The 22,536-nt window shown below is 38.5% G+C and carries 16 protein-coding genes, 1 other RNA gene and 2 pseudogenes; 2 read left to right on the top strand and 17 right to left on the bottom strand.

The genetic code is table 11. The annotated features are described in order from the left end of the window. Positions 1-14 precede the first annotated feature (14 nt). From DYQ05_RS08425 to recJ, 16 genes and pseudogenes are all read right to left on the bottom strand, one after another. On the bottom strand, positions 15-1,805 hold the full coding sequence (locus tag DYQ05_RS08425) for a V-type ATP synthase subunit A (RefSeq protein ID WP_024468709.1): 1,791 nt from the start codon (positions 1,803-1,805) through the stop codon (positions 15-17). Between the two features lie 191 nt (positions 1,806-1,996). Then, complete coding sequence (locus DYQ05_RS08420) at positions 1,997-2,425, bottom strand: hypothetical protein (protein WP_206183254.1); 429 nt, start codon at positions 2,423-2,425, stop codon at positions 1,997-1,999. Positions 2,426-2,445: 20 nt separating this feature from the next. Next, positions 2,446-2,787 (bottom strand): V-type ATP synthase subunit F, encoded by a 342-nt coding sequence (locus DYQ05_RS08415; RefSeq protein ID WP_194077528.1) that lies wholly within the window; start codon positions 2,785-2,787, stop codon positions 2,446-2,448. Next, positions 2,769-3,107: an ATP synthase subunit C gene (locus DYQ05_RS08410; protein ID WP_206183253.1), complete on the bottom strand. Its 339-nt coding sequence runs from the start codon at positions 3,105-3,107 to the stop codon at positions 2,769-2,771. Before DYQ05_RS08410 ends, DYQ05_RS08415 begins: the two co-directional genes overlap by 19 nt. An 84-nt stretch (positions 3,108-3,191) precedes the next feature. Then, positions 3,192-4,493, bottom strand: a complete 1,302-nt coding sequence (gene rodA, locus DYQ05_RS08405; protein ID WP_024468711.1) for a rod shape-determining protein RodA — start codon at positions 4,491-4,493, stop codon at positions 3,192-3,194. Continuing rightward, positions 4,490-6,346 (bottom strand): penicillin-binding protein 2, encoded by a 1,857-nt coding sequence (gene mrdA / locus DYQ05_RS08400; protein WP_024468712.1) that lies wholly within the window; start codon positions 6,344-6,346, stop codon positions 4,490-4,492. Before mrdA ends, rodA begins: the two co-directional genes overlap by 4 nt. Then, complete coding sequence (mreD, locus tag DYQ05_RS08395) at positions 6,343-6,852, bottom strand: rod shape-determining protein MreD (RefSeq protein WP_020965559.1); 510 nt, start codon at positions 6,850-6,852, stop codon at positions 6,343-6,345. Before mreD ends, mrdA begins: the two co-directional genes overlap by 4 nt. Next, positions 6,853-7,716, bottom strand: a complete 864-nt coding sequence (mreC, locus tag DYQ05_RS08390; protein ID WP_020965558.1) for a rod shape-determining protein MreC — start codon at positions 7,714-7,716, stop codon at positions 6,853-6,855. A gap of 13 nt (positions 7,717-7,729) precedes the next feature. After that, positions 7,730-8,764 carry a rod shape-determining protein gene (locus DYQ05_RS08385; RefSeq protein ID WP_020965557.1) on the bottom strand — a complete coding sequence of 345 codons (1,035 nt, stop codon included), beginning with the start codon at positions 8,762-8,764 and terminating at the stop codon, positions 7,730-7,732. Positions 8,765-8,779: 15 nt separating this feature from the next. Beyond that, positions 8,780-9,718, bottom strand: a complete 939-nt coding sequence (locus DYQ05_RS08380; protein WP_024466503.1) for a tetratricopeptide repeat protein — start codon at positions 9,716-9,718, stop codon at positions 8,780-8,782. A 16-nt stretch (positions 9,719-9,734) separates the two neighbouring features. Then, an RNA gene (gene rnpB, locus DYQ05_RS08375) (RNase P RNA component class A) lies at positions 9,735-10,108 on the bottom strand. 2 nt (positions 10,109-10,110) lie between these two features. Next, the gene (locus DYQ05_RS08370; protein WP_206183252.1) at positions 10,111-10,935 is read right to left on the bottom strand and encodes a zinc ribbon domain-containing protein; all 825 of its coding nucleotides are present in this window, start codon (positions 10,933-10,935) and stop codon (positions 10,111-10,113) included. 12 nt (positions 10,936-10,947) lie between these two features. Continuing rightward, a complete protein-coding gene (gene rpoD / locus DYQ05_RS08365; RefSeq protein ID WP_024466502.1) occupies positions 10,948-12,813 on the bottom strand; it encodes an RNA polymerase sigma factor RpoD in 1,866 nt (621 codons plus the stop codon). Continuing rightward, positions 12,806-14,605, bottom strand: a complete 1,800-nt coding sequence (dnaG, locus tag DYQ05_RS08360; protein WP_206183251.1) for a DNA primase — start codon at positions 14,603-14,605, stop codon at positions 12,806-12,808. Before dnaG ends, rpoD begins: the two co-directional genes overlap by 8 nt. Before the next feature lie 62 nt (positions 14,606-14,667). Continuing rightward, positions 14,668-16,104 (bottom strand): lyase family protein, encoded by a 1,437-nt coding sequence (locus DYQ05_RS08355; protein ID WP_206183250.1) that lies wholly within the window; start codon positions 16,102-16,104, stop codon positions 14,668-14,670. A gap of 82 nt (positions 16,105-16,186) precedes the next feature. Then, a pseudogene (gene recJ, locus DYQ05_RS08350) lies at positions 16,187-18,312 on the bottom strand (single-stranded-DNA-specific exonuclease RecJ). 596 nt (positions 18,313-18,908) lie between these two features. On the opposite strand from recJ, the gene DYQ05_RS08345 reads away from it, so the two are divergent. Both DYQ05_RS08345 and DYQ05_RS08340 read left to right on the top strand, forming a co-directional pair. Continuing rightward, a complete protein-coding gene (locus DYQ05_RS08345) occupies positions 18,909-19,136 on the top strand; it encodes a hypothetical protein (protein WP_206183249.1) in 228 nt (75 codons plus the stop codon). A gap of 19 nt (positions 19,137-19,155) precedes the next feature. After that, positions 19,156-20,799: a hypothetical protein gene (locus DYQ05_RS08340; RefSeq protein WP_206183248.1), complete on the top strand. Its 1,644-nt coding sequence runs from the start codon at positions 19,156-19,158 to the stop codon at positions 20,797-20,799. 158 nt (positions 20,800-20,957) lie between these two features. Here the strand turns inward: DYQ05_RS08340 and DYQ05_RS08335 are convergent. Beyond that, positions 20,958-22,536: pseudogene (locus DYQ05_RS08335) on the bottom strand (ClC family H(+)/Cl(-) exchange transporter).

Raw genomic sequence — 22,536 nt, 5'->3', positions numbered from 1 at the left:
GAGGCGGCGTTTTTTTAATCTACAGTTCTATAATTTCTGTCCAAATCGTCGAATTGCTTATTCATTTTATCCGAAACGGATAAAATTCCTTTTATATCCGTATTTTCAAATGTAGTTTTTATACGTATTATTTCCTCACGGCACGGTAAAGCCGTAATCTTTACTAAGGGGCAGCCTTTTTTTATTACCCGGACTGCACGTTTATAAAATTCCATCATAGTAACTAAGATTATAAGCTGCTTTTCCGGAACGGAAAACATATCGATTTTATCAAAGGCATTTTGTTGTAAAAAGCCGTTTTTTATCATTTCGGCGGTTACCAAAACAATGCGTTCCGTATCGGGTAAGGCATCGGGACCTATAAGGCGAACAATTTGTTCAAGACGCTGTTCATGTTTTAAAAGAGCTAAAGCTTCTTCACGTATACCGCTCCATCTGGGGTCCAGTTTGTCCCACCAGCCTCTAATTTCTTCGGCATATTCCGAATAAGATTCTATCCAACCTATAGCGGGATAATGTCTTGCATTTGCCAACTCCCTATCCAAAGCCCAAAAACATCTTATAAAACGTTTTGTATGCTGGGTTACCGGTTCCGAAAAGTCCCCTCCGGGAGGAGAAACGGCTCCTATAACCGAAACGGAACCGTGCCCCTTGTTTAAGGTTTGAATCCGCCCCGCCCTTTCGTAAAATTCTGCAAGCCTTGTCGGTAAATACGCAGGGAAACCTTCTTCGGCGGGCATTTCTTCCATACGCCCTGAAAGCTCGCGTAATGCTTCCGCCCAGCGGCTGGTGGAATCCGCCATTATTGCAACGTCCATTCCCATATCCCGATAATATTCCGCAAGAGTAATACCGGAATAAAGAGAAACTTCTCTGGCCGCAACCGGCATATTCGAAGTATTTGCTATAAGAATTGTTCTTTCCATAAGAGAGCGGTTTGTTCTGGGGTCTATTAACTGCGGGAATTCGGTAAGAACATCGGTCATTTCGTTTCCGCGCTCTCCGCAGCCTATGTAAACGATAATATCGGCATCGCACCACTTTGCAACCGCATGCTGTGTCATTGTTTTTCCCGTGCCGAATCCTCCGGGTATTGCAGCGGTTCCTCCTTTAGAAAGGGGAAAAAAAACATCTATAACTCTTTGCCCTGTAATAAGAGGCTCAGAAACGGTAAGCTTTTGAGAATAGGGACGGGCTTTACGTACAGGCCAATAATGCGAAAGATAAATAGGCTCATCAAGCTCCGTTTTCGCAATTACCTCGTTTACGGTATAATCTCCTTCGCCGTTAAACTCCTGTAACACCCTGCCTCTTATAAAAGGTGGAATCATTATCTTATGCTCAACGGAAGGAGTTTCCCGTACGGTTCCTATAACCTTTCCGGGTGCAATGGCGGCTCCGCTTTTTACAAAAGAACCGTCTTCGAATTTTACAGGCATAAAATGCCATCTTTTTTCTTCATCGATAGGAGATGTTTTTGCACCGGGTTTTAAAAAGCTGCCGGTTTTTTCGTACAAGGTTTTAAGGGGACGCTGAATTCCGTCATAAATCGTACCTATAAGACCCGGTCCCAATCTGACGGAAAGAGGTCTTTTATGACAAACGGCTTTTTCCCCTATTTTCATTCCCGTATCGTCTTCATATACTTGAATAACGGCTTTTCCGTTATTCAGTCTTATAATTTCTCCCGTAACGGCTTTTTCACCCACTTCAACAACATCGTATAATCCGCATAAAGAAAGCCCTTCAGCATAAACAATAGGCCCTGAAATACGTGTAATATTCCCCGTAATTTTATCGCTCAATTCGTTCACCTCCGAATAAGGCTTCTTTTAATTCCGCCCGTTTTTCGTTTAACAAACGGCTTTTTGCCTCATCGATTGAAGCCTTGCAAACAAAGGTGTTATTACAATCTTCTATAAAAATTCCGTCTTTAAGACCGGTTAACTCCGCTTCTGCCGGAGAAAGCTCTTGATATTCTTTAACTTTAAAATCTTTAAAATTTTCTTCGATTAAATTTTGTATTTTTTCTTTTGAATAATTTGAAAATTTTACTTTTACGGGAAAATCTTTGATAAAATTTTTTAAAATTATTTACAAAAGATAAGATAATTTTAAGCCTTGCCTCTTCGCCTATTTTTTCAAAATAATTTTCCAAAGCTTTTTGAATTTCCGTATCAATATATGAAATTTTTTTACGCAGTTTTTCAAGCGGCACTGCGGCTTCGGCATCGATTTTATAAAGCTCCGCTTTTTTAGCATAAAAAGAGGCTTTTTCTTTTTTTATATTTTTAATCCGTAAAGGCACGGCATTTAAAATATTTTGAGCTTCAGCATCGGCATTTTTTAAAATACGCTCCGCTTTTTTACGGGCATCTTCTTTTATTTCTTTATCAAGAATTTCAGTTGAACGAAGTTCTTCCATAAGTACTCCTAGCTGTTCATTTAAACGTGAATACCTACGGCTTCTCTAATAGAATCCGTGAGAGTTTTTTTACCTTCCATTTTTCCCTGTAAGCATGGAATTTCTACAACCAGAGGGTAATCGCCTTTTAGCTGCCATTCTTTAAGTTCCTCGCTTAAAAATTCGGACACCTGTTCCGTTATAATTAAAATTTTAGGTTTACAACCTTCATCGGGAACATTTCCTGCAAGCGAATTACCTTTTCCCGTAACCTTATTAAAGGCGAGTAAGGCTTCTTCCCGCGAATTAGCGGTAAACCCTTCTACACCTACTAAAGAAAAGCCTACCACTAATTCGCGCTCGCCTATAATGCAATACGACACTTAAATTGCCTATAAAAAATATAATTAAAAAAAGCAACTATAAAGCCCCAAAGACAAATACCTTCAGCAAGCCCTACAAAGGGAATTGCCTTACCGGAAACTTCTGGGTTTTCGCTTAAAGCACCCATCGCAGCAGCTCCTATTTTCCCTACCGCCATACCTCCGGCTATACAGGCTATTCCTACTGCCAGAGCGGCGGAAATATAGCGGATTGAAGCTACTTTTGCTTGAGCGTCCGTGGTTACCTCGCCTGCGGCAAAAAGAAGACCGGTAGAACAGAATGCAAACAGGCATAAAACAAAAAAGAATTTTTTATTCATCAACTTCTCCTATTGATATCAAAGTAATTATACATCTTTTGGTTTTTTTATACAATAAGATAAGAGCTTTTATCTTTTTATACTTTATAATTGTCTTAAATTGATTCCGGCAACAATTCCCGCTGCAATCATGGCAGTCCATAAAGAAGAACCTCCGTAAGATAAAAAAAGCAGGGGGATTCCCGTAATAGGCATAATTCCCATTACCATTCCTACATTAACCATAAAATGAAAAAAGAACATAGTTAAAATACCTGAAATAATAAGTTTACCGAAAAAATCTTCGCACCGTTTAATTGAAATAAAAAGCCTTAAAAAAAGAATACCGTAAAGAGCAAATACTAAAACTCCGCCGAAAAAACCCCATTCTTCAGAAAGAATACTGAAAATAAAATCGGTACTTTGTACGGGCAAATATCTGTAATGACTTTGAGGCCCCATTAAAAAACCTCTGCCTGATAAACCTCCCGAGCCTATTGCCGTAATCGATTGAATTATATTCCAGCCGCTGTCATAAGGGTCCACTTCCGGATTTAAAAAAATAATTAAGCGCATCATTTGATAAGGTTTTAAGGCTCGCATTCCTAAAATAGACCCGGCAAAAGAAAATGTAACAATGGAAAAAATATAGGCAATCCAATAATAATATCTGCGTCTTAAAACAACGTTTCCTATCATAGCTATAATTACGCAAGCCCCGAGTGAAAAAAATATGATAAGCGAAATTTGAGAATTCTTTAATATCTTGGACATAACTAACGGCTGTTTTAAAATAACTTCTTCCCACAGAGGCATCAGCGTAAAAATAATGGTAAGTATGCCGAAACAGAAAAAATAAGTTAAAAACCTTAAAGGAATACCGGCAATAAAACACATAACCAAAAATATGGGGATATAAACGCTTGCAGTCCCTAAATCGGGCTGTGCCAAAATAAGAAGCATAGGCGCAAACATAATAGCAATAGCTTTTATAAAACGTTTTAACGGTTTTTCATTTTTCGACTTATCCAAATAATAGCTTAAAAAAATAATAAATACTATTTTCATAAATTCGGAAGGCTGAACCCCTATTTCTTTTGAGCCCAGCCAGCTTTTTGCATGATTCCTGGAAGCTCCGAAAATAACCGTATATATTAAAATAAGAATTCCCGCTATATAGATTAAAGAAGTTCTATCCCTTATTTTTCTGTAATCGTAAAGACTTGATAGAATAATTAAAATTATTCCGGTACAAACCCAAAGTATTTGTTTTTTATATTCTTCCGAAACCAACACGCCTGCCGAATTTACACCTGAAGAATAAATAAATAAAATTCCTATAAACGACAAAGATAAAACCGTCAATAAAAGCAGGTAATCAAAGTTTGTAATTTTACGTAAATTCATTCGTTCCTCCTTTTAACGGCGGGTAAATCTTTAAAGCCTAAAACTTCTATAGTTTCTTCATAACTTTGATTTGAAAGTGCCCCGTGTAAAATAATATTTGCAGCATAAGGCGCCCACCATTCCCATTCGTTTTTAGCTTCTACTATAACCGTTACCGCAATAATATCATCTTTCGGAGCATCATAAGGACCGTAAGCGGTCATCCAAGAATGCCATCTGTCCTGCAAACCTACTTCGGCAGTTCCGGTTTTCCCTGCAAAACGATAGCGCGGATTTTTCATAGGAAAGCGGGCTTCTCCTTGAACCGTTACAAGATGCATAGCCGAACGCACCTGCCTAAAAATTTCAGAAGGAATATTTTCTTTATAAAGTACCTCAGGTTCAATCTCGCTTATTACTTCACCTGTAGCGGGGTCTCTAACCTCTTTAAGAAGATGGGGTTTATAAATAGTGCCTCCGTTTATAACCATACAAGTCATATTTGCAACCTGTAAAGGAGAAGCGCTTGTAAAACCCTGCCCTATCGACATATTCATAGTATCTCCGTTAAGCCACTTTTCATGGAAACGGCGTTCTTTCCACTTAGGAGAAGGAACAAAGCCTTGCGCTTGACTCGGTAAATCTATTTTTGCCGATTTTCCCAAACCGAACCTTTCCGCATAATCCACTATTTTATCCGCACCCAAATAATCCCGGCAAACCGTCCAATAATAAATATCACAGGATTTTGCCAAGGCCTCATTTAAAGCAAGTTTACCGTGCCCCGGCTTTCGAATATGGCATCTGAAAAGCCTGTCGCCGTATTCTATTTCACCCAAACACTGAACCGTTTTATCTTGAGGAAAGGCTTTTTCATTTAATATTGCCGTATTCATTATAATTTTAAACGTAGAAGCGGGAGGATAAGCGGCATCGATTGCCCTATTTAAAAGAGGATTATCGGAATCGGCAAATAATTTTTTTACGGCAGCTCCCGAATCTTCTTTTCCGAAAATATTTTGATCAAAATAAGGATAGGAAACCATTGCAAGCACTTCTCCCGTGGAAGGCTTTAAAACTACGGCGGCTCCGATTCTGGGGCCTAAAGCATCTTCCGCCAATTTTTGAATTTTTCCGTCTATGGTTAAAACCAAGTTATGCCCCATTTTAGGAGGATAAACAACGGTAGTATTCTCTATATACTTGCCCTTTGCATCAACCGTCCTGTATTCAACCCCGTCCGTGCCTCTCAAAATTTCATCATATTGTTTTTCTATTCCCGCCTTACCGATAATACTGGTTGAAGTATACCCCTTATTATAAAAGCGCGTATGTTCTTCGGAAGTAATATCTCCTACATAACCTATAATATGAGAAAAAGAGCGGGTTTCCACATAATTACGTACCGGTTTCGAGCGCCATGAGACACCGGGAAGAGAATCAAGAGTTTCCGCAATTTGAATAATTTCCTCGTACTCCACATTGGATTTTATTTCGATTTTTCTAAAATCTTTTCTTACGGAAACGGGAAGTTTTTTTTCAATTTGAGAAGCGGAAATTTTTAAAATGGAGCTGAGGCGTGTAATTACGGTAGAAAATTCGGACGCAGGAACCTGTCCCGGTGTAATATCTACTGCAAAAGAACCTATATTTAAAACCAGAGGAGTATTTGCATTACGGTCAAATATTTCCCCGCGTTGAGAAGGAATAAGGGTGCTTCTTTGTGAAATATTTTCCGATTTTTTTTTAAATTGCTCCCCGTTAATAATTTGCATGGAAAAAAGTTTGTACAAATAAACGGCTAAAATAAAAAAAACAAAACCCGCAAAAAAACGCAGTCTTTTTTCAAAATAAATATCCGAATTATCTTTCATAATACGGAGTACTCCTTAACTTTAAAAGCCGCAGGAAAAAGATTTAATAATAAAAACATAATCGGTGCAAAAACGGCATTTACCGCAATACGGATTAAAAAATCCAAAGTAATAAGATTAAATATATGAATATTTTGTCCGAATAAAAACCTTAAAACAAATAAAATAACGGCATAAAATAAGAAAACAGCCGTTCCCAATAAACAAGTAAAAATTATTTTATTTAAATTATAAAGTCCGTAAATTTTTCCCGATATAAAGCCTAAAAGTGTAAAAATAAAAGAATGCAGCCCTATCGGAGCTGCTGATAAAAAATCAAGAAAAAGGCCTGAAATAAAACCGCATACAAGGCCCGTCATGGAACCGTTTGAAATACCCGTATATAAAATAAGTAAAAGGATAAATTCGGGCATTATCGGGAAAAAAGAAATATGAGAAAAAACCGCAGTTTGAAGTAAACTTATAAAAAAAGCCGTTAATGAAGTCCATAAAATCACTTTTTTCATCTAAAACTCCTTTTCTCTCTTTTCGGAATCTATAACAAATACATATTCCAAGCATGAAAAATCTATAATCGGCTCGACCGACAGTTCCAAGAATGTGTCATAATCCTGAATTTTTATTTTTGAAACAAATCCTATCGGAATATTTTTCGGAAATAACGAGGATTCATCAAAACCTGAAGTTACGATTTTATCTCCCACCTTTATATCATCGGCGGCACGTTTTTTTATATACTTCATTATAAGAGGGGAGTCTGCACTTCCCTGCCCGTTTACAATTCCCCTATGTTTTGCGGAATCGGTTTTTGCGGCAACAAAACATCTATAATCATAGACCGGAATAATCATTGAGGAAGCTCTGCCTACTTGAACTATTTTTCCGACCAAAGCCATATTTCCGTTTTGAAAAGCGATTACAGGCATATCTTTGCGTATTCCGTGTTTTGCGCCTCTATTTATTATCATGCTTGAATAAAGAGCATTAGGGTCGTATCCTATAATTTCTGAGGGAATATTAGTAATACGTATGGAATCCGCAAATTTTAAAAGAGAGCGCAACTGTTCATTTTCACGCCTGATATCGGCATTTGACCTTTCCAAAAGCTCATATTTTTCAAGCTGCTTGGTAAGTTCGGCATATTTACTTTTTAATTCCCAAAGCTCGCGCACGGCTGCAACGCTTTCACCTATAAACGATGAAATATTATATACGGCTTTTTCGGTACCGGAGCTTACGGAAAATCCGATTTGTTTAAAATTAAGAATAAACGAACCGCCCGAAAATGCCAAAAATACGGAGGAAACCGATAGTAAAACAATAAGAACAAAGGCTTCTATATTTAACTTAAAGCTGCGCTTTTTTTTCATTTTGACTTATTTGCTAGTCGTTTAAGCTGTTATAAAGGTTTCTGTCGAAAGCCATATCGCTTATTACATCATAGTAAAGTCCGGCACCGATTGCAACACAGTCCATAGGATTTTCCGCCAATATAACGGGAACCCTGGCTTCTTTTGAAATCAGCTTAGGTAATCCTTTTAAAAGAGAGCCTCCTCCCGTCATAACGATACCGCGCTCTACAATATCCGCTGTAAGCTCAGGAGGCGTTTGTGCAAGAGTCCTCTTTATTTCTTCCACTATTTGTGTAACCGGTTCTTTTAAGGCTTCTCTAACTTCTACGGAATCTATTTCCAACCGGCGCGGAAGACCAGTAATGGCGTCCGTTCCCTTTATTTCCACCTTTTCTATTGTTTTTTCAGGAGAAGCGTTACCGATACTTATTTTAACCCGTTCCGCCGTCTGTTCGCCTATAATAAGATTGTCCACCGAGCGGACATGTTTTATAATAGCTTGATCGAATTCGTCTCCTCCTACACGAATTGCATTTGTAACAACCATTCCGCAAAGTGAAATAACGGAAACTTCCGTCGTACCGCCGCCTATATCGCAAACCATACTTCCTGCAGGTTCATGAATAGGAATTTTCGCCCCTATTGCCGCCGCTAAAGATTCTTCTACAACCTTAACATAGCTTGCTCCGGCCTTAACGGCACTTTCATGTACGGCACGGCTTTCAACATCGGTTATACAGCTGGGGATTCCTATAACCATTCTCGGCTTAATAAAACGATGACGCGGTAAAATTTTAGAAACAAAATAACGTATCATTTTTTCGGTCGTATCCATGTCGGCAATAACACCGTCTTTTAAAGGCCGTATTGCAATAATATCTCCCGGTGTTTTCCAAAGCATACGTTTTGCATCGGAACCTACGGCGACAACCCGTTTCGTACCCCGTTCAACGGCAACTACGGAAGGCTCGTTTATAACTATACCCTTCCCGTTTATATAAATAAGGGTATTACACGTGCCCAAATCAATACCGATATCTGCAGAAAATCTTTTAAAAAATCCCATTAATAAACCCTCCGTTTATTTTAAATTAAGTTTTACCCGAGTTTTTTCATGCAACGGATTAAGTTTTATAGCCTTTCTCCATTCCGCACGGGCTTTTATTAAATCTCCCCGAATTTCGGAAACAACGCCAAGCCCGTAATGAGCATCGGCATAAGTTCCGTCTTTTTCGAGGATTATGTTAAATTCTTTTTCGGCATCGTTTACTTTGCCTTCATCAAGAAATAAGCTACCTAATAAGTATCGGCATTTCAGCTCCAATAATGTATCTTTTGTTTTTTCTATTGTTTCAAATAAATAAAGTTTTGCATTTTTCTCATCGTAAATTTTAATATAGTTTTCCGCAAGAGCAAAAAGAAGCAAATCCGACGGTTCTTGTGCCAGCGCCTCGGTAAAAGCGGAAATAGCCTTTTCGGTATCTCCTAAAAGAGAAGCCGCCATTCCTCTAAATTCGGCCAAATCTTTAAAAGTAAAATCCGAAGCGTAAGCATAATCCAAATACTTAATTGCCAAATCGGCATAATAATAGCCTTTTTGATAATAAGCTTTTCCCAGCATATAAGAAATTTTCGGTTTTTCCGAAGATTTAACCCTGTACATAGCCTGACGTAAAGATAAAATAGCTTCATTTAAGTACGGATAACTTACGGAAAAGTCGTTTTGCTCGGCAAAAAGATAATATGAGGCAAACCCGTGCATTGCCAATGCTTCTCCGTCAAGCGGACGTTTTTTTAAAACGGCTTCCGTTTTTTTGTACACCTTCTCATAGTCTTTGTTTTTCCAATCGGCATAAACGGAATTCATTGAAGGAGTGTTTATAAAGTTTTTTTTATATTTAAAAAATAAAAATGAGCTTAAACTTACACATAGGAGTATTCCTGTTATAATAAAAAAAGACTTAAAACCTTTTTTTTCTCTTGAGAACCCCATATTTTGCGCATTACGTTTAAACTTCATTTTTATTCACTTTCCTAAAAAAAGGGATTAATAAGCCGGATTCTGTTCCGTAAAAACGGCGGAATCATCTTTCTTATTTCCGTCTTGCGGCGGAAATTCAGTGCGGTTAACCCGTAAATTAAGAATCGGACATTCTTTACTGCTTAACCTTGCTCCCGATGGGGTTTACACTGCCGCAATAGTTACCTATCTTGCGCGGCGGGCTCTTACCCCGCCTTTTCACCCTTACCTTACAAACGGAGTTTGTAAGGCGGTATATTTTCTGTTGCACTATCCGTAAACGGGAAAAACCTATTAAGGTCTTTCCCGTTTCCCGGCCGTTAGCCGGCATCGTGTCCGACGGAGTCCGGACTTTCCTCTGTAAAATACAGCGATTCCGTTAATCCCTAAAATTATTCACTATCGTTTTCAAAACCCGAAAGGATTTCACTTCCCGACAAGTCCTCAAGGTCTGCCAAACCGCCCATATCGGAATCGTCAAAAAAAGCGTCCTGTTCGGTAGAACCGTCGGAATCTTCATAAAAAAGAATTCTGCTGCAATAAGGGCAAAATTTAATTTCATTATCCGCCCTAACCTCATTTACGAACTGTGCAGGTAAAATCATATGACAGCCCATACAGACCGTTCCTTTTACAGGAACAATTCCTACGCCGTGTTTATTTTTAATAATTCTATCGAATTTAAACATGGTTTCATCGCTCAAACACGGAGAAAGTTTTTCTTCTTCTTTTTTAAGAGCCTCAAGTTTTGCATTTTTTTCCGCAACTTCCGAATCCAGTTTTTGCCGGCTTTCCTTAAGTTCCGCTTCATTTTGTGCAATTAAGGCCTCTTCCTGTTTAATTGAAGTATCCAAAATTCTAAAATTATGTTCAAGCCGTTGAAGTTCTTTGCGCACTCCCTCAGCCTTGGCCGTAGCATCATCGATTTCTTTTTGAAGGACTTCATATTCGCGTTGAGTTTCTATATTATCCATTGCTTTTTCGGACTTTTCACGCTTATCTTCAGCTTCAAAAAGGTCCGCTTTTAAAACGGCAATAGCCTTACGCAGCTCTTCATATTCGCTGTTCTTATCGATATAACACGACTTCAACCTTTCCAAAAGTTCTTCCCGCGTAACCAAAGATTTGGGAGCGTCTTTAATTTCCGCTTCAAGTTCATTCTTTTTTGCGAGAATATCCTGCAAAGCCCTTAATTTTTCGAATACATCATTATCCATATTTAAACCCCTTTAATTATCCAGATAATCTTTTAATTTTCTGCTTCGTTTCGGATGGCGTAAACGCCTTAACCCCTTTGCTTCAATTTGGCGGATACGCTCGCGCGTTACGTCAAAATACAAACCGACTTCTTCAAGGGTAAGCGGATACCCGCCGTCTATGCCGAAACGCATTTTTAATACTTCCTGCTCTCTATCCGGCAAACTTGCAAGAACGCTGCCCAGCTGTTCTTGCAGCAAGGTAAGCTCCGTTCTGTTGGACGGATTTTCCACACCCTTGTCTTCTATGAGGTCTCCCAAAAGAGTATCCTCTTCTTCTCCTATAGGCGTTTCAAGAGAAATAGGCTCGCGGGCAACATTTTTAACCTGCTTAACCTTTTCAACGGACCAGCCCAGCTGCATAGCTATTTCATCGTCATTAGGCTCTCTGCCGAGTTTTTGCATAAGCTGCCTTGATTCCCTGTTTACCTTGTTTATTTGTTCTATCATGTGAACGGGAACACGGATTGTCCTTGCCTGGTCAGAAATGGAGCGCGTAATAGCTTGGCGTATCCACCATGTCGCATAAGTTGAAAATTTATAACCTTTTCTATATTCAAATTTTTCTACGGCCTTTATAAGCCCGATGTTTCCTTCCTGTACAAGGTCGAAAAACTGCAAACCCCTGTTTATATACTTTTTTGCAATTGAAACTACAAGCCTTAAGTTGGCATTTATAAGTTTATCTTTTGCATTTTTAAGCATGGTCTGCCCTTTACGAATCTCCGAAGTCATTTCGATAACATCATCTACAGGAGCTTCAAAATCATATTCTATCCTGCGGATTTTTCTGGCTAAAATTTGAATTTGGCTGTAAATATCCTTTACTTCGTTTACTGACATTGAAAGCTCTTTTTCGAGTTTTTCCCGTTCTCGCGGAACGGCAAGTCTTTTCCCAAGTTTACGCAAGTCGGAATAGTTTTTTATTCCCAGCTGTTTTTCACGGCGTTCTTTTTTAGTTTGATAATCCTGAACCTTTTCGGTAGCCTGTAAAAACCTGTCGGAAATTTTTTCGATTTCTTCCGATTCTATTGAAATACGCTTTAAACTGTTAAAAATCTTTTTTCGCGACGCCTGCAAGTCGGTGTTTTCAAAAAAACTTTCAAGAGTTTCCCTATCGTAATAGTGTTTTTTTAACGAAATATATTGCTTAATCTCAGGATAAATATGCCTTAAGCTATCCCCGTAAACTTGACGAAGCCGTTTTTTTTCAGCCATTTCTTCGCTCAGCTCTTTACGCGGTTTATTCGATTCCGCAGGGTCAAGTTTTGCAAAAGCCTTTTGCCCTATTCCGAAAAATTCGGGAATTAAAATACCTGAATTTTTGATAACTTTTTTTATAATGGTTTCCCCGTCTTCCATACTTTTAGAAAGAACGACTTCTTCTTCAGCGGTTAAAAGAATCTCCTTACCTATTTCCTGAAGGTACAGTTTTATAGGGTCGTCAACTCCGGCTTCACGGGAAGTTTTTACAAGTTTTTTTGAGGTATCTTCTTTTTCAGGTTCTTTTACTTCTTCAAACTGAGGTTCGGAATCGGATAAGTATTCATGCTCTTCCGCTTCATCATACTCATCATCTACCAATTCATCATCGTCATCGGTTTCATAATCCGCCGCAGGCTCGGTATCATCATCATCGTCTTTAATACTCTCTTCAATTTCATCTGCTTTAACCTGAATTCCCGCCGCTTCAAGTATATCTAAAATATCCGGAATGATTTCAGGCGATGTTAAATCTTCGGGCAATAAATCGCTTAAATCGTCCAACCCTATTATGCGTTTTCTTTTGGCATATTCCAAAAGCTTAATAATCGCAGGATTTTTTTCGAGATCAGTCATATACCTTTCCCTTTAAATTTTTTAATTGAATGTCGATATTTTTCTTTTCTTCCATTAACTCATAGGTTAATTTTACGGTATCGACATCATTTTCTCCATGTAATAATCTAAGTCTGCCTATAATATTGTCCCGTTGTTTTTGTAAAATGTTTTGTTTTATAAAATTTATGCCGTCATTTACTATTTTATCCGCATTGTTTTCAAATTCACCGTTTAAGATTGCCTCCGAAACAATCTCACGCAAATTTTCATTACGGAATTTAGTCATTAAATTTTCATAAGAACAAGCATCTTCTCTATAACATTCTTCTAAAACAATGAACAAATCTCTGGCATATAAATCTTCAAAGTCATCGGGAACAAGCTCGGAACGCATTTTAGGAAACAAGACCGGATTAGCCGCGACGGCTAACGTTAATCTTAATTCCGCATTCTTTTTAATACTGACAGGCATAACGTTCGCAGTATCAGTTAATTGCCGCTTGGCGGATTTTACGGCACTTTCTTTGCATGTTGCATAATCACCGAAAATCGATTGCTGACTTACTCCGAAAGCCTGTGAAAATTTCGCTATTGCTGATTCCCTTTGAATATCGGATTCCAAAACCTCGATATACGGAAACAAAAAGGCTACAGCCCTCGCCTTGCCTTCAGGACTGCTTATATCAAATCTCATGGACGCAATTTGTATAAGATAATCATCGTCTAATATAGCACAATCCAAAAGAATTTTCAAGCCTTCACTTCCTTTTTTTTGCAAAATTTCTGCGGGGTCCTTTTCCTCGTTCATTTTTAAAATACGAACATTAACACCCATACTGCGGCATAACTGAATGGCTTTAAAAGAAGCGGTTTGCCCTGCAAAATCGGAGTCGAAGGAAAGATAAAAAGTTTCCGCAAAAGATTTTAAAAGCTTTACCTGTTCTCCGGTAAGAGCCGTACCTAAGGGTGCGACAGCATTACAAATTCCCGCTTGAAAAAAAGCCAGTGTATCCATATAGCCTTCACACAAAATTACGGATTTTGTTTTTCGGATTTCAGGCAGGGCTTCATGAAAGGCATAAACGGTTTCGCCCTTTTTATATTGGGGCATATCGGAGGAATTTAAGTATTTGGCACCCTCCCCTTGTAAGATACGGCCTCCGAAAGCAATCGTTTTTCCGTGCCTGTCGCATATGGGAAATATAATTCTATCGGAAAAAAAAGAAAATTGTTTATAGTTTTTTGAAAAAAGGCCCGTTTTCTCCAAAAATTCAGGAGAATAGTTTTTCGAGCGTAAAAACTTATAAAGCCAGTTTCTGTCTTTCGGGGCATAGCCGAGCTTAAATCTTTCGATTATCTCCTTCGAAACGTTTCTCGATTTTAAATATACACGGGCAGCCTCTCCTAAAGGACTTTCCTTTAAAAGATAGTGAAAGCTGCCTGTAACTTTTTCGTAAAGATTAAGAATTTCTTCTTTTGTTTTATCTTCTTTATTCGGTACATAAGGGCCGCCTTCATAAATTACTTCTATCCCCGCCTGCTTTGCAAGACGCTCCACAGCTTCGGTAAACCCGATATTTTCCATTTCCATTAAAAAATTAATAAGCCCGCCGCCCTTATGACAGCCGAAGCAATAATACATTTTTTTATCCGGAACAACGTTAAATGACGGTGTTTTTTCATTATGAAAAGGACAACAGCCCCACCAATTGGAACCTCGTCTTTCAAGACGGGTATAATTTTCCACAAGAGAAACGATATCGGTGTTTTCAGTTACGGCTTCAATTGTTTTTGCACTGATTTTAGGCACTTTTGCTCCTTAATGTTTAAGCCTGTTTAAAATCTTTTAAATTCGTAATGTATTTAATACAATTACATTAAATTTTTATATTTTTCGGCAAGCAGTTTGGCTTTTTTATCCGCAAGTCCGCAGTACCGTTCCGGTTTTGCAAAGAATTCTTCGGGCTTATCGAATTTCAATTCACGAAGTTTTTCGGTAATCATTTTAAAAACTTCGGTATTTTCTTTCACAGCTTCGTAAAACGGTATTTTTTTTGTTTCCGCCGAAAGAGTAATTTTACGGATAATTTCATGAGCGTCCGAAACCCCGCATTGAGCCAAAAGAATATAAGCCGGCTCCGCAAGAACGCCACCCCTTACCTTGCCGCCGCCTTCTGTAAGGTTTTTAAGCATATTGGAGCGGTCGGCTTGCAAGCCCGATAAAATCGAATTCATTCTTGTAAAGGCCAAACCGAATCCCGTAAGATAATCGGCAATAAATCTTTGGCTTGCCGAATTTGAAAGGTCCCGCTGATGCTCCGAAATTTGGTCCATATAAAAACTGATTATACGCGGTGAAAATGTTTTCCATAAACTTTTTACATGCTCCGAATTCCACGGGTTTCTTTTTTGAGGCATTGTAGAAGAACCGACCTGAGCCTCCCCGAAATATTCAAACACTTCTCCTATTTCTGTACGCTGCAAATTGCGTAAATCGTCCGCAAGGTTTGCAATAATGCCGAAAGAAATATTTATTTCAAGTAAAAGACGAAGCATATATTCAGGCTCTACCAATTGGTGAGAATATTCGGAAGGCAATAAGTTAAGATATTCCAAATATTTTTTTTCAAAAGAAAGAGGGTCTTTTACTATTAAGGACGCCGCGTTATATGAACCGGTCGCACCTGCAAACTTACCGCGCAAGTCCTTTACAAGTTCTTCAATTTTTAAAATTGATTTTCCCAAACGAGCTACATATTCCGAAACCGCATAACCGAAGGTGATGGGTACGGCATGTTGTCCGTGTGTTCTTCCCACTTGCGGGGTTTCAGCTTCCCGCTCCGCAATACCGCAAAGAAGAATTTCGGTTTTTTTTAAAAGCGGAATAAGAACATTAATAACCGCATCGCGTATTCTCATAGAAAAGGCGGTGTCTAAAATATCTGCGCTTGTAGCTCCCAAGTGAACAAAAGGAGCAGTCTCTTTAGGAACCTTTTTCTTCAGTACATTTACAAGGGCTCTAATGTTATGCTGAGTTTTTTGCTCTTCTTCGTAAACCTCCGAAGGATTTATATCTAAGGCAATTTTATCCAGGATTTTTTCAAGTTCGGGGGTAAGTACAGGCAACGAGCCGTTTTCCTTTTTTTCCTCAATTTTAAGATGCGCTTTTACAAGAGCGATTTCGGCTTTTGCACAATAAACGATTCCGGCCTCTTCGGATAAAAAAGGAATAAGGTCTTCATACAAACCGCCCATTGAGTAACGATGGTCAATAGGAGAAATATTTTTAAAAATAGCTCGTGTTTCCATATACATAATAATGACTTAAAGATAAAAATTAGTCAAGAACGCCGCCTGCAAATTAAACAATCCGAATACCCGAGTAAAGGTCTTAACCGCTTTGTTTTAAATCAATAAGAGTAATTTGAGGAGTTACGGCTCCGTTAAAAACATTCCGTGAAATACGGAATACGGCATCTACATAATCTCCCGTTTTAAATTCTTTATTAAGTTTCGGTTCCGCCTTCCAATAAAGAGCCGTCCATTTATATCTTCCGCAATCTAAGGTCAATCTTAAATGAAGAGGTTCCGTTTTACCTATTACAACCGCGCTTATAAGTTTCAGTTTTTTTGCGCTAAATGTAAGCTGCGGAAAGCCCGAACCGTAAGGCTCAAATTTATCTATAAGTTTAAGAATATCCGGAGTTAAATATTCATGAGGAAGCTCCGCATCAATATTTATACTTTCTTCTTCTCCTTCATTTTCAAACTGCATAGCACAGGAAAACTTTTTAAGAGCTTCCAAAAATTGAGGCAGTTTTTTTTGCTCTATCCCGAAACCTGCAGCAAAATCGTGTCCCCCGTAATCCAAAAAAAAATTCGCTGTACGGCTCAAGGATATCCAAAAGATGAATGCCGCGTGCCGAACGCATGGAAGCGACCGCACTTCCGTCAGGCATTAAACACATTGCAATCGCAGGCACGTTAAAATACTCGGCCAATTTTCCGGAAAGAATACCTGTTATACCGCGGTAAAATTTATCGCTTACGGCTACTGCAAGTTTCTCGTTATAGTCTTTTAAACTTTCGCGGGCAATAGGAAGAGCCTGCTCCCAAGCGGAGGCAACAAGATTTTTACGCTCTTCGTTCATCTTTAAAATATCCTGAATTTTTTGCGTACGCTCTTGAGGCGTTTGTGCAAGAAAAAGTTCAATTGCCGTTTCCGGGCGTCCCATTCTTCCAGTTGCATTTACTAAGGGCGAAATATTCCACGCTATGCCCTCTGTACCTATGGGAGCCCCTAAGAGTTTTTGGCTTGCAAACAAATCCGAAAGGCCGAAACGAGGAGCCTTATTCATTTCCTTTAAGCCCTGTCTTACGATAATTCTGTTTTCACCCGTCAATTCCATAAGGTCTGCAAGGGTAGAAAGCGCTACAAGCTGAATTTCGGAAGAAGAGCGGCTTCCGTAAAAATTATTTTTATGTTGAAGAACGGTAATAAAAATATTTATAAAAGCGTCCATTTCGGTCTGAGGCTCATCGGAATATTTTCCTATTGTAGAAAATTCTTTTAAGCGTAAAAGACTTAGCTCCGCCGTTTGAGGGAATTGTTTTGCCGCTTCCGTACGGAAATCGAAAAAATTAAATTCTATTCCGTTTCCGAATATTTTTTTCAGTTGATTTTTTTGTAAGGGTGCGTCCCAAACGAAAATTTGCTGTCCGGATAAAAAAGAGCCGAGACGCGTTTCGGAAAACGAAAGCATTCCGGGAATTACCGTTTCGGTTATTTTATCGGTTTGAACCGTATTTACAAGTTTTATACACTCAATTGTATAAGCCTCGTTTACGGGAACTACATTTAAAAAACAAATTTGCTGTTTATAAAAGGGCTGCATTCCGAAACGGACGGCTGTAATAAGTTTCCACGCAGTCGCACAGCCTGAAAGATTACCGTGAGGATATCCCGAACCTTCCACCCGCGCATTTATTATAACCGCAGCTTCGGGAAGTTTTTCCTGCGGCTGGTGATGGTCTACCACTATTACGTCAACCCCCAGTTTATTGGCGGCTTCAATTTCTTTAAAATTGGAAATACCGCAGTCTACCGTAATTATAAGGGTTCCGTCATTTGCAGCGTGTTTTTCCACGGCTTCGACGGAAAGGCCGTAGCTTTCATCTCCGGTAGGAATTTGCCAAGAAACTTCCATTCCCCATTCTTTTAAGGCTTCGTATAAAAGAGTTGTACTGGTTATCCCGTCCACATCACGGTCGCCGAAAATCAAAACTTTTTCGCCTTCTTCTTTTGCGTCCAAGATTCTATCTACGGCATCTTCCATATTTTTTAAAAAGAAAGGGACTGTATAAATAACGCATATCATCTTCAAGATAAAATAAAATATCCTTTCCCTCAATGATGCCGCGCCTTACTAAAATTGCAGCCGTTAAAGAATCGCAAGCATATTTTTTTATAATTCCGTTTACAAGCTCACGCCCTATTTCTTTCTTTTGCCAATTCATTTTAGATTTCCGTAAGTTTTGTGTAACAAGAGTAAGGTTAAAGCTTTAATTATATCGGGTTTATACATGTGATTCTCCATTGTTTTAGAAGTTAATATTAGCGGTATGATAAGGAAAAGTCAAGAGGCGGAAAATTATAACGAAAGTTATCTTAAACGGTTTTATAAAAAGTAAAAATGTACGTATCTTAAAATATTTTAAAATTTTTATAAAAATTTTGTCAATCTATATTGACAATTTTTATTATATCTGATAGGTTTATCCCTTACTAACAATTTTCATGGAGGTATTATTATGAAAAAAATAATATTTAATATTTTTACGGTATTTGCGGTATTGCTTTTTTGCTCAGGATGTAAAAACCGAAACGCCGCGGATAAATTTTATCAGAGGCCTTCAAATGCCGCAGAAAAACAACAGGATTCCGATTCTTCCGCCCCCCCCCCCCTGCTGCTCCGGACGAAGAACAAGATGATAAAGAACAGGATTTACCGGATACGGATACGCTTAATACAATTACAAGTATAACGGCTGAATCCGACCGTACAGAACTGAAATTAACATTCACCCCGCCTGAAACATTCCCCGAAATCGACATGCTGACCTTTGACGGTAAAGACGGTAAAAAGGTTAGCCTACCATTACTTATAGTTGAGGATTCGGACTTTTTTATAGATAAGGATAATATACGTATAAGAAGACAGAGAGATGGCGTTGAAGTAGGTTTTAAAAGTAAAGACGGAAAAGACATGGGAACTTTTAAATATAGAGAAGAAAGAACGGGAAAAGGTACAACATATAAATTTGAAAAAATAAAAAAATAAAGGTTTTAAGGAAATTTTAATGAAAAAAATAAGAGCAATCTCTTTGGCGGCAATAATAACGGTTTTCCTTTGTTCAGCCTGCCAAAATGCGAATTTAAAAACTGACGAACTTCCGAATGCGGATAATAATACAAAAAAATCGACTCTAAAAGAAATCAATCCCGTTGAAGAAGGAAAGCAAAATAATAAGAAAAAGAAATCCAAGATAAAGAAACCCGCTTCCCATAAACGCGGACAGCTTAAGGTAAGATTAAAGGGCTCTTTTGAATCCGCAATACTGGGACAAAAAAAGTACGATGCCGTAGCGGGAGCTTCGGGGGCAATTTCTTTTAATAAAAACAGCAATGTTAAAGTCCAAATTACGGAAAAAGAAAATCCCGAAGAAAGCGATTGGCACCCTATAAATACTTCAAGACTTTCCTTTAAACGGAGCACCGTAAAAATCGAACCTTCCGACAGCGGAATGGAAGGTGTGTTTATCAGGTTGGACAGCACACTGATTTTGTCGGGTATTCCGGAACGGGCGGGAAATTTCAATATCAGTGTAGAGCTGCATGACGAGTCGGGAAGAACTGCCGTTTCCAATACCTTACCGTTTAATATTTATGATACGAGCAAAACAACCCTTGAAGAAATTTTAACGAAGGTTTCGGGTGAGGCTTGGGATATGGAACCGTGGAACATTATCAAGTTCGGAGGAAACGGTGAAAGCATTACCGTACCCGGAAACTTAAAACGCTGGTTCGGTTCTCATACAAGCGGAACGTACGGCTCTTTAGGATATGCCGTTGCAAATGACGCTCAAACTACACAAACTTTAATAATTGAAAGCGGAAGTGATTTAAAACTTATAAATATGATTGTTTTAAGCAGCGTAAATATCGTCGTAAAAAACGGAGCCAAACTTAACTTACAGGACTCTTCCATACACGGAACAATTACAGTGGAAGACGGCGGAACTTTCCAAATGAATTACGATAATTACGGCAACAAATACACTACCGGAGCGCAAATAAACGGGCAGTTAATATTAAAAAACGGAGCAAAAGTAGACAACTCTTTAATTTATTCAAACACAAATAATTTGGCAAACGGAAATGTTGCAAGAAGAAACGAAGAGCCAGTTATAGCGGTAACGGGAAATGCGGATATTATCGGAAAGGTATATGTAAGAGGCGATGAATCTCCTACCGGAAATTCTCCTAAAACCGGAAAAGAATATCCGGGACAACCTGCGATGAGCGTTACAAACGGCAGTGTTACAATTCGAGAAAACGCCGAGCTGGGCTTATTCGGCGGAGGCCGTAATATAACGACTACTAACGGCGGAAACTCGCTTATTTTAGATAACGGTACAATACAGGGCGAAGGTAAGCTGATAGCCGTTGCGGGTCAGGGCGGCTTTTCCGGAGAGGGAGGTAATGCCGTTACGGGTAAGGGAACCGTCGACGTAAAAGAAGCCTATCTCCGAGGCGGAAATTCAAATTCAAGGCCGGGGTTGCCCTATACCGAAAACATTACCGTAACGGATAAACCCTCAGGTCAGGCAATAAAAGGAGATAGCCGCATAAGTTACGATGACAGCACCACATATTGGAAGGATATTACAAAACCTCCGATGGGAGATTACGATACGGTAAACAAGCCTAAGATAAAAAACTGAAATTTCTTTTTTAAGCCCGTGTAAATATCACGGGCTTAAATCAAAAACTACAGGGTTTACAATTTAGTACTTTAAAAGTTTTTCACAACAGTTAAACCGAACGGATTTCTTCTTTTAAGTTAAACTCTTATATTTTAAAATTCATTTTTTTAGGCAGTTTAATTCAAACCGCCCATTTCCCCAAGTAATGTAACATATTCATGAATTTTTTCGGAATCGGTAAGTACAATCAATCTGTCGCCTGCAGAAATTTTTGTATTTCCGTCAGGAATAAACTCATCTTCTCCGTGAACCAAACTTACAATTAAACAATTCGCAGGCCACTTCACCTGACTTATCAGTTTTCCGTCCAACTGCGATTCATGCGAAACAAAAACTTCAAACATTTGTTTACCTTCCTCACATGCTGTTTTCCTCCGGCTTTCTTTTTCGGTTTTATCCGCAAGCAATTGCTTTAATAAAACTTCATCATTTGCAGGAGAGCGTATAAGGTTTGCAGTTATGTACGCTGAAAGTACGGTTAAAAGTATTCCGCCTAAATGAAAAAAACGGCCGCTTGTTTCGGTCAGTAAAACGATTGCCGTTAACGGAGCTTTTATTACCGTTGTAAAAAAAGCGGCCATTGAAAATATCATTAAATTAACGGCATATTCCTGTTCAATTAAATTAACTCCCGTTAAAAATTTTGAAAAGAGAATTCCCGTTAATGCTCCGCAAGATAAAAGCGGAACGAATATCCCTCCTATCGCACCTGAACCGGCAGAAATACCCGTAAAAATTATTTTTACGACAAGAAGAATTAAAATGAATTTTATTTGAAAATTTTCTTCAACAACAGCTTCAATTAAATTATCTCCTCCGCTTGCGGAAAGAGGCAAAAAAATACATACAGGAACGGAAAGCAAAAAAGGAATTAACGGGCGCAAAGTCTGCGGAATATTCAGCTTGCCGTAAATTTTTTGCGAAGTATAAATCGCTTTTTTAAAAATATCTCCTATAATTGCAGTAAGTATTCCCAACAATATAAGATAGCCCGAATATTTAAGCGGAAATAATTTTATTCCTTCAAAGTCAAAAATCGCTCCCTGTTTAAAAAACACCGAAGATACAAAGTCTCCCGCAGCCGAGCCTATCATTACGCAAGTTAAAAGAAGGGGGCTTAAATATTGATGTAAGTCTTCCATTGCAAAAACAACTCCTGCAAACGGCGCTCCGAAAGTTGCGGCAAGTCCTGCCGCCGCTCCTCCGGTTATAAGACATACTTTTTCAATATGCGAACGCTTTCCGAGTTTTTCAAAAGCGCTTCCCACGTATGCGCCTATTTGAACCGAAGGCCCCTCCCTTCCTACGGAAAGCCCCGTACTTATACTTAAAACACCCCCTATAAATTTGAGAGGTAATTCAGGCCAAACGGATAAAACAAGTTTTTTCATAAAGTTCCCCTTTATTTGAGAAACTCCGCTCCCTTTTATCATAGGATATTTTTTTTATAAGGAATCCCATAAATAAACCTAAAATAATAACGGCCGTTATAGGAATTAAAACGGTAAAAATATTTTTATAATTTATTGAGCCGTATATGGTTTCTCTTAATAAAGAAACAATGTCTATCGATTTTCTAAATGCGGTAATTACAATACCCGTTAAAAGACCTACAATTAAGCTTTCCAAAATTAAAACAAGATGATTGCCGTACCATGCTTCTAAAACGTTTTTTGTGCAGTTTATTTTTTTCAT

Origin of the sequence: Treponema pedis, assembly GCF_017161325.1 — a bacterium.
In the GTDB taxonomy this organism is placed as follows: domain Bacteria; phylum Spirochaetota; class Spirochaetia; order Treponematales; family Treponemataceae; genus Treponema_B; species Treponema_B pedis.
This window is presented reverse-complemented; position numbering and strand designations above follow the sequence as displayed.